General features: G+C 68.1%; 14 protein-coding genes. 8 read left to right on the top strand and 6 right to left on the bottom strand.

Annotated features, from left to right (window positions below; genetic code table 11):
- The first annotated feature begins 212 nt into the window (after positions 1-212).
- A complete protein-coding gene (locus ABTZ94_RS00340) occupies positions 213-719 on the top strand; it encodes an Lrp/AsnC family transcriptional regulator (protein ID WP_502967154.1) in 507 nt (168 codons plus the stop codon).
- A 50-nt stretch (positions 720-769) separates the two neighbouring features.
- Here the strand turns inward: ABTZ94_RS00340 and ABTZ94_RS00335 are convergent, their stop codons facing one another.
- A complete protein-coding gene (locus ABTZ94_RS00335) occupies positions 770-1,198 on the bottom strand; it encodes an alpha/beta hydrolase family protein (protein WP_351195950.1) in 429 nt (142 codons plus the stop codon).
- Positions 1,199-1,609: 411 nt separating this feature from the next.
- Entirely contained in the window at positions 1,610-2,203 is a 594-nt protein-coding gene (locus tag ABTZ94_RS00330; protein ID WP_351195948.1) for a TetR/AcrR family transcriptional regulator, read from the bottom strand.
- Between the two features lie 123 nt (positions 2,204-2,326).
- Between ABTZ94_RS00330 and paaN the strand changes: the two genes are divergently transcribed.
- Positions 2,327-4,027 (top strand): phenylacetic acid degradation protein PaaN, encoded by a 1,701-nt coding sequence (gene paaN, locus ABTZ94_RS00325; RefSeq protein WP_351195946.1) that lies wholly within the window; start codon positions 2,327-2,329, stop codon positions 4,025-4,027.
- A gap of 258 nt (positions 4,028-4,285) precedes the next feature.
- Here the strand turns inward: paaN and ABTZ94_RS00320 are convergent, their stop codons facing one another.
- The 3 genes from ABTZ94_RS00320 to ABTZ94_RS00310 all read right to left on the bottom strand — a co-directional run bounded on the left by ABTZ94_RS00320 (position 4,286) and on the right by ABTZ94_RS00310 (position 7,106).
- Positions 4,286-4,927 carry a TrmH family RNA methyltransferase gene (locus ABTZ94_RS00320; protein WP_351196126.1) on the bottom strand — a complete coding sequence of 214 codons (642 nt, stop codon included), beginning with the start codon at positions 4,925-4,927 and terminating at the stop codon, positions 4,286-4,288.
- Between the two features lie 161 nt (positions 4,928-5,088).
- Positions 5,089-6,345, bottom strand: a complete 1,257-nt coding sequence (locus ABTZ94_RS00315) for an HTTM domain-containing protein (protein WP_502967150.1) — start codon at positions 6,343-6,345, stop codon at positions 5,089-5,091.
- Entirely contained in the window at positions 6,342-7,106 is a 765-nt protein-coding gene (locus ABTZ94_RS00310) for a DUF5819 family protein (protein ID WP_351196124.1), read from the bottom strand. Before ABTZ94_RS00310 ends, ABTZ94_RS00315 begins: the two co-directional genes overlap by 4 nt.
- A gap of 119 nt (positions 7,107-7,225) precedes the next feature.
- On the opposite strand from ABTZ94_RS00310, the gene paaA reads away from it, so the two are divergent.
- The 6 genes from paaA to ABTZ94_RS00280 all read left to right on the top strand — a co-directional run bounded on the left by paaA (position 7,226) and on the right by ABTZ94_RS00280 (position 12,094).
- Positions 7,226-8,230 (top strand): 1,2-phenylacetyl-CoA epoxidase subunit PaaA, encoded by a 1,005-nt coding sequence (gene paaA / locus ABTZ94_RS00305; protein ID WP_351195942.1) that lies wholly within the window; start codon positions 7,226-7,228, stop codon positions 8,228-8,230.
- A complete protein-coding gene (paaB, locus tag ABTZ94_RS00300; RefSeq protein WP_093548044.1) occupies positions 8,227-8,517 on the top strand; it encodes a 1,2-phenylacetyl-CoA epoxidase subunit PaaB in 291 nt (96 codons plus the stop codon). Before paaA ends, paaB begins: the two co-directional genes overlap by 4 nt.
- A complete protein-coding gene (gene paaC, locus ABTZ94_RS00295) occupies positions 8,514-9,215 on the top strand; it encodes a 1,2-phenylacetyl-CoA epoxidase subunit PaaC (RefSeq protein ID WP_351195940.1) in 702 nt (233 codons plus the stop codon). Before paaB ends, paaC begins: the two co-directional genes overlap by 4 nt.
- Positions 9,209-9,715 carry a 1,2-phenylacetyl-CoA epoxidase subunit PaaD gene (gene paaD / locus ABTZ94_RS00290; protein WP_351195938.1) on the top strand — a complete coding sequence of 169 codons (507 nt, stop codon included), beginning with the start codon at positions 9,209-9,211 and terminating at the stop codon, positions 9,713-9,715. The genes paaC and paaD overlap by 7 nt, the downstream gene beginning before the upstream one ends.
- Entirely contained in the window at positions 9,716-10,774 is a 1,059-nt protein-coding gene (locus ABTZ94_RS00285; protein ID WP_351195936.1) for a 2Fe-2S iron-sulfur cluster-binding protein, read from the top strand.
- A gap of 144 nt (positions 10,775-10,918) precedes the next feature.
- Positions 10,919-12,094: an acyl-CoA dehydrogenase family protein gene (locus ABTZ94_RS00280; RefSeq protein WP_351195934.1), complete on the top strand. Its 1,176-nt coding sequence runs from the start codon at positions 10,919-10,921 to the stop codon at positions 12,092-12,094.
- A gap of 72 nt (positions 12,095-12,166) precedes the next feature.
- Here ABTZ94_RS00280 and ABTZ94_RS00275 read toward each other — a convergent pair whose 3' ends face one another.
- Positions 12,167-12,511 (bottom strand): rhodanese-like domain-containing protein, encoded by a 345-nt coding sequence (locus ABTZ94_RS00275; RefSeq protein WP_351195932.1) that lies wholly within the window; start codon positions 12,509-12,511, stop codon positions 12,167-12,169.
- Between the last annotated feature and the right edge of the window lie 46 nt (positions 12,512-12,557).

Below are 12,557 nucleotides of genomic sequence, written 5' to 3'. Positions count from 1 at the left end.
GGGATCGTCCGATATCGAGGGGTGTCGAAATACATCGAAATGTCGAGCACTGACCGAGGCACGGATGTGGTGTGCCTCACCTACCGATTGTTCGGTCGTGAGCGCATTTTGGCTACAGGCACCTTCAGCCTGTGGACAAACGGTTCTCCACAGCCTGGGATAGGGGCAGGTCGTCCAGGACAGGGAGGCGCGGGCACATGTCAGCTGAACAAATGGCCGACGGGGGCGAGAACTCCGGCCAGGTTCCGCCCGCGCGCCCGCTCGATGCCATCGACCGCGACATCCTGCGACTGCTCCAGACGGACGGCCGTGCCTCTATACGATCGGTGGCCGATCGCGTCCATGTGTCCCGGGCCAACGCGTATGCCCGGATCAACCGGCTCATCGACGACGGCGTGATCCGCGGTTTCGGCGCGCGCGTGAACCATGAGCGGGCGGGGCAGGGCGCCTCCGCGTACATCACTCTCAAGATCGTCCAGAATTCCTGGCGCACCGTGCGCGAGCAGCTCCAGGCGCTGCCGGGGGCCGCGCATATCGCACTGGTCAGCGGCGACTTCGATGTCCTGCTGCTGGTGCACACCCCGGACAACCGGTCGCTGCGCGAGCTGGTCCTGACCAGGATCCAGGCCATCCCTGAGGTGCTCTCCACCCGCACACTTCTGGTGTTCGAGGAGACGGACCTGGCCCCGGGCCCGGCCAGACCCACTGAGCTCACCTGACCGGAATCAGTAACCATGAACCAGTAATCCAAATGAAGACCGGAACTTCTTCAGGAACCGTACTTCTCGATGAACGCCCGGACCGTGGCCCAGTTCTTCACGCTGTTGAGCAGCGCCACCCCGTGCTCGCCCGCACCCTTGACGTAGACCAGCTTGTGCTCCGACGCCTTGGTGCCGGCCCTGTTCAGCGCCTTCGCATCCTCCCCGAAGGACTCGTCGTACTCGGCGGCCATGTAGAGCACCGGCGCGGTCAGCTTCGGGACCGCGTCCAGCGCGTTCATTGCGGAGTACACCGTCGGCGCGGAGAGCGCGATCACCGCGTCCGGCTGTGGCCGTATCGCGGGCGCGGCGGTGAGCACGGCGGTACCTCCCTTGGACGCCCCCATCAGCAGCAGCTTCTTCGCGCCCTTGCCGCGCAGGTACCCGGCCGCCCCGACGATCTCGGAGATCTCCTGGCCCGCCGAATTGACCGCGAGCACCCGATAGCCGGCCCGGTGCAGTTCGTCGGTTGTCCTTCCACTGGCAGGCCGTGCCGTCGGACTGGTGCGCGAGTACGATCCCCGCGCCGGTCCCACCGCCGTTCGCACCGCCCGGTACATAGGCGCCCGTCCCGGTCCCGTCCGCGGATTTGAAGGTGAGAGAAGCAGCCTTCGCCTCCTTCGACGTCAGACAGCCGAAATCGTCCGGCGCCGCAGCCTCGGTCGCACTCCGGCCGCCGCGTCCGTCCGCGCCGGCCCCTCCGTCACCGTCGCCTCCACTGCATCCGGTCAGCGACACGGCCGCAAGCAGCACGGCAGCGGACAGGATCCCGGGAACACGCAAAACAGGAGCACCCAAGACAGCGGTCATGCCGAAGAATCGTGATCTGGACCCGCCCGGCCGTCAACGGCTCAGCGGCTGGACCGCATCCCCTCGAAGGCCACCCGGACGAGCGTGTCCGCCAGCCGCTCCCCATCCACGCCGCCGTCCGGTTGCGGCCGGTACCACTCCACCAGGGAGTTGACCATCCCGAAAAGCAGCCGTGTCACCAGCCGTATGTCCACGTCGGAGCGGAGATCGCCGTCCGCGACCGCCGCCCTGAGCAGATCGGTGACCCGATGGTCGAACTCGCGCCGCCGCTCCATGGCCCAGCGCTCGGTCTTCGTATTGCCCCGTACGCGCAGCAGCAGCGTGACGTAGGGCAGTTCGGCTATCAGCACATCGACGGTGCGACGGGTGACGTACTCGACCCGCTCGATCGCACGCCCCCGCCCCGCTCCCGGCTCGTCGAGGATTCCGAAGAGGCCGTCCAGTGCCCGGCTGACCGCACGCCGGAGCAGTTCCTCCTTGCCCGCGACATGGTGATAGATGGACGACTTGGAGATGCCCGCCGCTTTGGAGAGGTGCTCCATGGATGTGCCGTCGTAGCCACGCTCGTTGAAGACACGGACGGCGACGGTGAGCAGAGTCTCCGGGGTGTACGTGTCCCGCTTGGCCGTGGTCATGTCCGCGATCCTCCCCTACGAGTTGTCCACAGGTTTGGCGGGCCCCCTTGTCCCGACCGATCGTTCGGTTACTCTAACTCTGTCCGCCCGTCCCTGCCCAGCTCGATGAGGAGTTGGTCCGTCATGGCCGCCGAGCTCTCCCCACACCTGCTGTCCGAGAAGCACCGCCCCACGCTCGACCAGGCCCTCGACGCGATCCGTACGCGCGCCTACTGGTCCCCGCACCCCGAGCATCCGAAGGCATACGGCGAGGGCGGCGCCCCCGGCAGCCTGAGCGCCGCCGAGGGCAAGGCAGCCTTCGAGGCCGTTCAGCACACCCGGCTCGACCTCGGCCAGCCGGGCACCGACGGCTGGACGGGCGGAGAGATCTCTCCGTACGGGCCGGAGCTCGGCGTCGAATATCCGCACGCCGACCTGGACGTCCTGCTTCCGGCGATGCGTACGGGAATGGCCGCCTGGCGTGCGGCGGGCCCCGAGACCAGGGCCTTGGTCTGTCTGGAGATCCTGGCGCGGATCAGTGCCAGGACCCATGAGTTCGGCCACGCTGTGATGCACACCAGCGGCCAGGCCTTCATGATGGCGTTCCAGGCGGGCGGCCCGCATGCCCAGGACCGGGGCCTGGAGGCGGTGGCGTACGCGTACGAGGAGCAGATCCGCACCCCGCAGAGCGCCGACTGGTCCAAGCCGCAGGGCAAGCGCGACCCGCTCCAACTGCACAAGTCGTTCACCGCGGCACCGCGCGGCATCTCGCTCCTCATCGGCTGCAACACGTTCCCCACGTGGAACGGCTTTCCGGGCCTCTTTGCCTCCCTGGCCACCGGCAACCCCGTCCTGGTCAAGCCGCACCCGCGCGCCGCGCTTCCGCTCGCGCTCACGGTGCAGCTGGCCCGCGAGGTGCTCGTCGATGCGGGCTTCGATCCCAACCTGGTAGCCCTGGCGGCCGAACGGCCGGGCGAAGGCATCGCAAAGACCCTCGCGGTCCGCCCCGAGATCAAGATCATCGACTACACCGGCTCCAGCGCCTTCGGCGACTGGCTGGAGACCAACGCCCGCCAGGCCCAGGTCTACACGGAGAAGGCCGGAGTCAACACGATCGTCCTCGACTCCACCGATGACTACAAGGGCATGCTCGCCAACCTGGCGTTCTCCCTCTCGCTCTACAGCGGCCAGATGTGCACCACCCCACAGAACCTGCTGATCCCCCGGGACGGCTTCACGACCGATGCCGGCGACAAGACGTACGACGAGGTCGTCGACGACATCGCCGCCGCGGTCAACGGACTGCTGGGCGACGACGCCCGGGCGAACGCACTGCTCGGCGCCCTGGTCAACCCCGATGTGAAGCACCGCCTGGAGGCGGCTGCGGAGCTGGGCGAAGTCGCCCTGACATCCCGCGAGGTGGCCAACCCGGAATTCCCCGACGCCGTGGTCCGCACCCCCGTTGTCGTCAAACTGGACGGCACCAAGCCCGACGACGAGGAGCACTACCTGTCGGAGTGCTTCGGACCGGTCTCCTTCGCGGTAGCGGTCGACTCGACAGCCGACGCCGTGGAACTGCTCCGCCGCACGATCCGCGACAAGGGCGCGATGACAGTGGGCGCGTACACCACCTCACCGGAGGTGGAGCGCGCGGTGGAGGACGTCTGCCTGGAAGAGTCGGCCCAGCTCTCGCTGAACCTGACCGGCGGGGTGTACGTCAACCAGACCGCGGCGTTCTCCGACTTCCATGGCTCGGGCGGCAACCCTGCAGCGAACGCAGCCCTGTGTGACGGAGCCTTCGTAGCAAGCCGCTTCCGCATGGTGGAAGTCCGCCGCCAGGCGTAATCCCAGCCCTGCCCTTCCCGGCTCGTCCGTCTCTCTCGTCCATCTCTCGCCCCCTCCTGCCCTGCCCCTGCTCCCCCTCCCAGCTCTCGCAGCCCTCCGGGCTTCCCTCCAGCTCCTCCGGCGTCTGAGGAGCGGGGGGCCGGGGGGGCGAAGCCCCCGGTTACGGGGAGGGGCGGTTAGGGGAACAGACCCGCCGCAAGCGTCCCACCTGCACCCGCCGCCCCACCTACCTCAGAACGCCGGGCCGGGCCCAGGCCGCTACTCCCGCCCCGCCCCCGGTATCTCCGCATAACGCTGCACCCACGCATGCATGGCAATCGCAGCCGCAGCCCCCGCATTGATCGACCGCGTCGACCCGAATTGCGCAATGGAACACACCATCGCCGCGTGCTTGCGGGCCTCCTCGGTCAGCCCGGGCCCTTCTTGCCCGAAGAGCAGCACACACCGCCGCGGCAAGTCGGTCCGCTCCAGCGGTACCGCCCCCGGCAGATTGTCGATCCCGATGATCGGCAGCCCCTCCGCCGCCGCCCACGCGGTCAGCGACTCCGTGTCGGGGTGGTGCCGCACATGCTGGTACCGGTCGGTGACCATCGCACCGCGCCGGTTCCAGCGCCGCCGCCCCACGATGTGGATCTCCTTGGCGAGAAAGGCGTTCGCGGTGCGCACCACGGAACCGATATTGAAGTCGTGGCCCCAGTTCTCGACCGCCACATGGAAGTCGTGCCGCCGCAGATCCAGATCGGCGACGATCGCCTCCCGCGTCCAGTACCGGTAGGCGTCGCCCACGTTGCGCCGGTCGCCGTGGGCCAGCAGCTCGGGGTCGTACTGCTCGTCCACGGGCCAGGGCAGCGGATGCGGCCCGACGCCGATCTCCGTCCCGAATCCGTCGTCGTACTGCATCGGTTCCGCCGCCGGTACGGATGCGACGGACGGTTCGAGTCCGAGCCCTATGGACTCTTCGGTCAATGAATCCCCGCCGGTACTACCGGTACTACCGGTACTACCGGTACTACCGGTACTACCGGTACTACCGGTGCTGCCACTGCTGCCGCTCTCACTACTCACCCCACGAGCGTATGGCCCCCGTCGCCGCTGTGCTGCGGGGCCTCCTCGTCATCGACGGCATGCCGCTGCCCCGGCACCTTGCCCCTGCGTGAGAACAGCAGCTCCCGCCCGAGGGTCACCCGGCCGCCGAGCCACACCAGGAAGACGGTCGGCAGGAAGACAGAGTCGGCGGCGATCATCGCCATCGAGAAGAACGGCAGCCCGAGCAGCAGGGCGATGCCGACGTGCTCACACATCATGGCGACGAGCAGGACGTTCTTGACCCGCCGGTTGAACAGGGTGAAGGGGAAGGCGACCTGGAAGATGACCGTGACGTACGTCAGCAGCATCACCATGACACCGCTGGACGCGAGGATGTCCGACAGCCCGGGCCAGGGCGTGAAGTAGTCGAGCTTGAGCGGGTAGTACAGCGCCGTGCCGTCCTGCCACCGCGAACCCTGGATCTTGTACCACCCTGCCGTCGCATAGATCAGACAGACCTCGGCCATGATCACGACGAGGGTCGCGTTGTGGGCAAGATTGGCGACGACATCCAGCAGGGTGCGCGCTTCGCTGTGCGGCGCGTAGCGATTCACAGCCCACCAGGCACCCTGACCAACCCAGAGGACCCAGAAGAGAACCGGCAGCCACCAGGTGCCGCCGAGGCCGTCTGTCACGGTTGCCACGGTCAGAACCAGGCCGAGCACCACCCAGAGAACCGGACCGGCCGCATTCCCCCGCACCGAACGCCGCGGACCATCGTCTTCCGCATCCGCCTCTGCCGGACGGCCGACACGGGCCGCACGCCGCGCATCCAACGACCAGACCTGCCCGCAGCGCGTCAGCACGAGATAGATCGCCATCAGATGGATGACGTTGTCGCCGCCGTCGCCCATGAAAATGCTGCGGTTCTGCAGGGAGAGCACACCGACCATGAAGAGGACCGACACGGCGCGGGTGTGCCAGCCGACCATCAGCAGCGCGGCAGAGAGCAGAGCAACCGTGTACACGATCTCGAACCAGACCGTGCTGTCCGACCACATGAGCGTGGTGAAGGCTTGATTGCCCGATATGAGCTGCTGCGCCATGTCCCAGCGCCACGGGGCGTCGGGTCCGTACATCTCGTGGCGGTGCGGCAGTTCGCGCAGCAGGAACAGCAGATAGGTGGCGGAGAAACCGATCCGGATGACGGCGCTCTGGTACGGGCCCAGGGCGGAGGAAGTAATGCGCTGGATGCCGCGTCCGAGCTTGCGGTCGAAGGTGAACGTACTCACTTGCCTGCCTCCTCGGCGTTCTCGGGGAGGTCGGCGGAGGTTACGGTCCACCACGGCAGCACCCGGTAGGACGGACTCGTACTGATCTTCTCCTCGCTCCATCCGGGCGCCGCGACGGTCCGCGTGTCGGAACGCATCTGGATGCGCTCGACGGTGCCGCCGTAGTCGTGTTCGCCGAGGCGCCGCATCGCGATGCGGCGGATGTAGCGCTCGGAGAACTCACCGCGCAGGCCATTCGCCCGGTTCTCGTTGTCATGAGAACTGAGATAGAAGTCCCAGCCGCGACGGAGTTGGTTCTGATGGATGTGGCTGGGGAGCGGATTGCCGCGTATCGCCTTGCCGTCCTCACCGGAAAGGCTCATCCAGGAGGTGGTGTGGCGGCCGTCGGCGCCGGCTATCTCGGCTCGCACATGAATGGCCACGTTCTGCTGAAGCGGGTTCGGGGCGAAGAGCTTCCAGTTCTGCTCGAACTCGGGGTAGATCCAGTCGTCGACCGCTTTGCCGTGCTGCTTGGTCAGGGTGTTGGAGGGTGCGACGTGCAGAAACACCATGGCCAGCTGGGTGCAGGCGACCAGCCCGATGGCCGACAGTGCGATCACGGCGACGATCTGGTAAGGAAGTGACAGGGCAGCCATGCCGCCACGGGGACCTGGACCCGGCCCCCGACCGGCGCCGTCGGACGACGCGTCCTCGCGCTGCGCCGGCCCTGGCCCGACGCCCCCGTTCCCGCTCTCGACACCCCTGTCGTCGTACGAATCCATCCCGCCCCGATCCCCGTCGATCCCCGGTGAGTTATCCACAGGGTTGACACCCTACGGGCCACCGACTCACTATTGAACACATTGAACCGAACGATCGGTCGGTCGGTAGGGAGTCCGGGATGACGGCAGTGACTGCGGACCAGACAGCGCAGGCAGGAGCAGGCAGGCCCGAAGGGGCGGACGAGGCCCTGGAGGCAGCCTTCGATGCCGCGGTGGCGGCGGACGAGCGCATCGAGCCGCGCGACTGGATGCCGGATGCGTACCGTGCCTCACTGGTCAGGCAAATGGCCCAGCATGCCCACTCCGAAATCATCGGAATGCAGCCGGAGGCCAACTGGATCTCGCGAGCACCCTCGCTGCGCCGCAAGGCGATCCTTATGGCCAAGGTGCAGGACGAGGCCGGGCACGGGCTCTATCTGTACAGCGCCGCGGAGACCCTCGGCACCGGCCGCGAGGAGCTGCTCGACAAGCTCCACGCAGGACGCCAGAGGTATTCATCGATCTTCAATTACCCGACGCTGACCTGGGCGGACGTCGGCGCGATCGGCTGGCTCGTGGACGGTGCCGCGATCACCAACCAGGTACCGCTCTGCCGCTGCTCCTACGGCCCGTACGCCCGGGCGATGGTCCGTATCTGCAAGGAGGAGTCCTTCCACCAGCGTCAGGGTTACGAGCTGCTGCTCACCCTCAGCCGTGGCACCCCGGCGCAGCGCGAGATGGCGCAGGACGCGGTGAACCGCTGGTGGTGGCCGTCTCTGATGATGTTCGGCCCGCCGGACGACGCATCGGCCCACTCGGCGCAGTCGATGACCTGGAAGATCAAGCGGCACTCCAACGACGAGCTGCGGCAGCGCTTCGTGGACATCTGTGTCCCCCAGGCCGAGACGCTGGGGCTCACCCTCCCGGACCCGGATCTCCGGTGGAACGAGGAGCGTGGACAGCACGACTTCGGGGCGATCGACTGGCAGGAGTTCCAGGAGGTCCTCAAGGGCAACGGCCCGTGCAACGAGCAGCGCCTCACCCAGCGCCGCCGGGCGCACGAGGAGGGCTCCTGGGTCCGGGACGCGGCGGTTGCGTACGCCAAGAAACACACAACAGTACGAAACGGGGAGGCGACAGCATGAGCAGCTCGACCGAATGGCCACTGTGGGAGGTGTTCGTGCGTTCACGCCGCGGGCTGTCCCATACCCACGCGGGCAGCCTGCACGCCCCGGACGCGGAAATGGCCCTGCGCAACGCGCGCGATCTGTACACGCGCCGTTCCGAGGGCGTCTCCATCTGGGTAGTCCCCTCCGCACAGGTCACGGCCTCCTCGCCGGACGAGAAGGACTCCTTCTTCGAGCCGGCCGGTGACAAGCCGTACCGGCACCCGACGTTCTACGAGATCCCGGAAGGGGTGAAGCACCTGTGACCGCGGCCCTCGCCCTGGGCGACGACACGCTGGTGCTCTCGCACCGACTGGGGGAGTGGGCGGGCCATGCCCCCGTACTGGAAGAGGAAGTGGCCCTGGCCAATATCGCCCTGGACCTGTTGGGGCAGGCCCGGGTGCTGCTCTCCCTCGTCGGGGACGAGGACGAGCTGGCGTATCTGCGCGAGGAGCGCTCCTTCCGCAATGTCCAGCTGGTCGAGCAGCCGAACGGCGACTTCGCCCACACCATCGCCCGCCAGCTCTACTTCTCCACCTACCAGCGACTGCTCTACGAGCAGTTGGAGGCCGGTGAGAGTCCATTCGCCGGGCTGGCGGCGAAGGCGGTCAAGGAGGTCGCCTACCACCAGGACCACGCGGAGCACTGGACGCTGCGGCTCGGCGACGGCACGGCCGAGAGCCATGAGCGGATGCAGCGCGGGGTCGACACCCTGTGGCGGTTCACGGGCGAGCTGTTCCAGCCCGTCGAGGGCGTGGAGATCGACTGGCAGTCGCTGCACAGCGGCTGGCTGGAGTCCGTCACTGCGGTGCTGCAGCAAGCCACGCTGACCGTGCCGGCCGGCCCGCAGTCCGGAGCATGGGCGGCGGGCGCGGGACGCCAGGGCATCCACACCGAGCCCTTCGGCCGGATGATCGCCGAGATGCAGCACCTGCATCGCAGCCACCCGGGGGCATCATGGTGACCGAAACACTCCTGGAGGAGGAGCTGCACCGGCTGGCAGGCTCCGTACCCGATCCCGAGCTGCCTGTACTGACCCTGGACGAGCTGGGGGTGCTCCGGGGCGTGGATGTGGTGGCGCCAGGCAAGGTCACAGTGCGTCTCACCCCGACCTACACCGGCTGTCCGGCGATCGAGGCCATGTCCGCCGACATCGAGCGGGTGCTGCACGACCACGGCATACCGGAGGTCTCCGTGGTCACCGTGCTCTCGCCTGCCTGGTCCACGGACCACATCAGCGCGGAAGGGCGGCGCAAGCTGGCCGAGTTCGGCATCGCGCCCCCGCGCCCGCACAACGCCGCGGCCTCCGCAGGCGGCCCGGTGCCGCTCACGCTCTCGGTCCGCTGCCCGCACTGCGGCTCGACCGATACGGAGCTGCTCAGCCGGTTCTCCTCCACTGCATGCAAGGCACTGCGCCGCTGTGTGACGTGTCGCGAACCGTTCGACCACTTCAAGGAGTTGTAGATGTTCCATCCGCTCCGGGTCAGCGCGATCGAACGGCTCACGGACGATTCGGTGGCCGTCGCCCTCGCCGTGCCGCCCGAGCTGCGCGAGACCTTCCGCCACAAGCCCGGCCAGCACCTCAATGTGCGCTACACCGTCGATGGCGAGGAGATCCGCCGCTCGTACTCGATCTGTTCCCCGGCCACCGAGGAACAGCCAGAACCGGTACTACGGGTGGGCATCCGCCTCGTCGACGGCGGCGCGTTCTCCACCTACGCGCTGAAGGAACTCGCCGTCGGCGACCTGATCGAGGCAATGCCTCCTAAGGGCCGATTCGTACTCACGCCCCGCGCTGGACATTTCGCGGCGATCGTCGGGGGCAGCGGGATCACCCCGGTGCTGTCGATCGCGGCGACACTGCTTGCGCGGGAGCCCGGCGCCAGTTTCTGTCTGATCCGCAGCGACCGGACGGCGCTCTCGACAATGTTTCTGGACGAGGTCGCCGACCTCAAGGACCGCTATCCGGACCGGTTCCAACTGGTCACGGCGCTCTCCCGGGAAGAGCAGCAGGCAGGCCTCCCATCCGGCCGGCTGGACGGGAACCGGCTCACCGAGCTGCTGCCCACGCTGCTACCGGTGCCGGAGGTGGACGGCTGGTATCTGTGCGGGCCCTTCGGACTGGTACAGGCCGCCGAGCGCGCACTGCACGGCCTGGGCGTCGACCGGACCCGTATCCACCAAGAGATCTTCCATGTGGACGACGGCCCGAACGCACCCGCCCGCCCCCGGGCCGAAACGCCTGCTCACAGCAGCCTCACCGCGACCCTGGACGGCCGCTCCGGCACATGGCCGGTACAGGAGGGCGAATCGCTGCTGGAAACCGTGCTGCGCAGCCGCTCCGACGCGCCGTACGCCTGCAAGGGCGGTGTGTGCGGGACCTGCCGGGCATTCCTGGTCTCGGGCGAGGTACGGATGGACCGCAACTTCGCGCTGGAGCCCGAAGAGACGGGCGCCGGCTACGTGCTGGCGTGCCAGTCGCATCCCGTCACTCCGGAGGTGGAGCTCGACTTCGACCGCTGACCGCGCCCCATTTCACCCGCCCCCACCTCCTCCTGCTCCCTCTCTCTGTCCCCCTCCTCCTGTTCCCTTCTCATAGAACCTGCTCTATCTTGACGACCCGTCAGGTCCGGGTACGGGAGCAGTGGTTCGCAGGAGGCCAGGGCAGTGGACTTCACCTTCACCGAGGAGCAGCAGGCAGCCACTCAGGCAGCGAGGGCGGTCTTCTCGGGCATCGCGCCCGACGGGGTGCCCAGCCCCGCTCTCGTACCGGGAGCGGTGGCCGAGGACATCGACCGGCCCCTGTGGGCCGGGCTCGCCGCAGGTGACCTGCTGAGTCTGATGCTGTCCCCGGAGCACGGCGGGGCCGGGCTCGATCTCGTCGCGCTCTGTCTAGTGCTGCGCGAGTCCGCCAGGGTACTTGCGCGGGTCCCGCTGCTGGAGACGTGCGCGGTCGCGATGGCGCTCCAGCGTTATGGCGACGCGAGGCTGGCCGCCGAGTTGCTGCCCGGGGTCGGCCGGGGCGAGCTGGTCCTCACCGTCGGAGCCAGCGGCCGCACCGGCCACGATCGGGCCGAGCTCGCCGTCACCGCCCGACAGGAAGCCCCCACGAAGAGCAACCGGCCTGGCGCCGCCGACGGTGACGCTGCGGGCTGGGTGCTCGACGGGGTGCAGTCAGGGGTGCCATGGGCGCAGGCCGCGGACTGGATCGCGGTTCCCGCCCACACGGGCGAGGGCCGGGCCGTTGTGGCCCTGATCCAACCCACCCACGACGGCGTCACCCTGGCCAAGCAGGTCTCCACCAGTGGTGAGCTGTTCGCCGAGGTCCGGCTGGATTCGGTAGGGATCGACAGCCATGCGCTGATCGACACCGCCGGAGCCTGGAAGTGGCTGCGCGCCCTGCTCACCATCGGAACGTGCGCGCTCGCCCTGGGACTGGGCGAGGCGGTGCTCACCATGACGAGCGAGTACACCGGCAAGCGCGAGCAGTTCGGCTTTCCCATCGCGACCTTCCAGTCCGTCGCCGTACAGACCGCGGACCGTTACATCGACCTGCGGGCCATGGAAGTGACGCTCTGGCAGGCCGCCTGGCGGATCTCCACCGGGGCCGACGGTGCGCTGCCCGCCGAGGGCGACATTGCCGTGGCAAAGATCTGGGCATCGGACGGTGTCCGCCGGGTCGTACAGACGGCACAGCATCTGCACGGCGGTTTCGGCGCGGACACCGACTACCCGCTGCACCGCTTCCACGCCTGGGCGAAGCAGATCGAGCTCTCCCTCGGCTCGGCGGCGGCACACGAGGAGACACTGGGCGACCTCCTGGCCACGCACCTCCTCAGCTGACACCGGCCAGGCCCTCAACCAACACGGGCCGAGCGGCCGCCCAGCACTCCAGCAGCCGAGCGGCCTCCGGGCTCAGAGCACGAAAGCCGGGTTGCCGTTGTCGGTGACGATCGGACGTCCGGCACCGTCCCAGGCGAGCAACCCGCCGTCGATGTTCACTGCGTCGATGCCCTGCTGCACCAGGTACTGGGTGACCTGGGCGGACCGGCCACCGACCCGGCACATCACATGCACGCGCCGACCGTCCTCGGCAGCTTCGGTCAGCTCACCGAAACGGCTCACGAAGTCACTCATCGGAATGTGCAGGGCGCCTGCGACATGCCCGGCTGCCCATTCGTCGTCCTCCCGGACGTCCAGCACAAAGCCGTCCGACGGAACCGCCGCGACATCCACCGAGGGCAGCGGGGCGAAATTCATGAGTCATGCCTTCTCTCGTACGTACGCTCCAGAGTCACCGGGAACG

The organism is Streptomyces sp. NPDC002785, assembly GCF_040295565.1.
Taxonomy (GTDB): Bacteria; Actinomycetota; Actinomycetes; order Streptomycetales; family Streptomycetaceae; genus Streptomyces.
The sequence above is the reverse complement of the archived record's forward strand: the minus strand, read 5'-3'. Positions and strand labels throughout refer to the sequence as shown.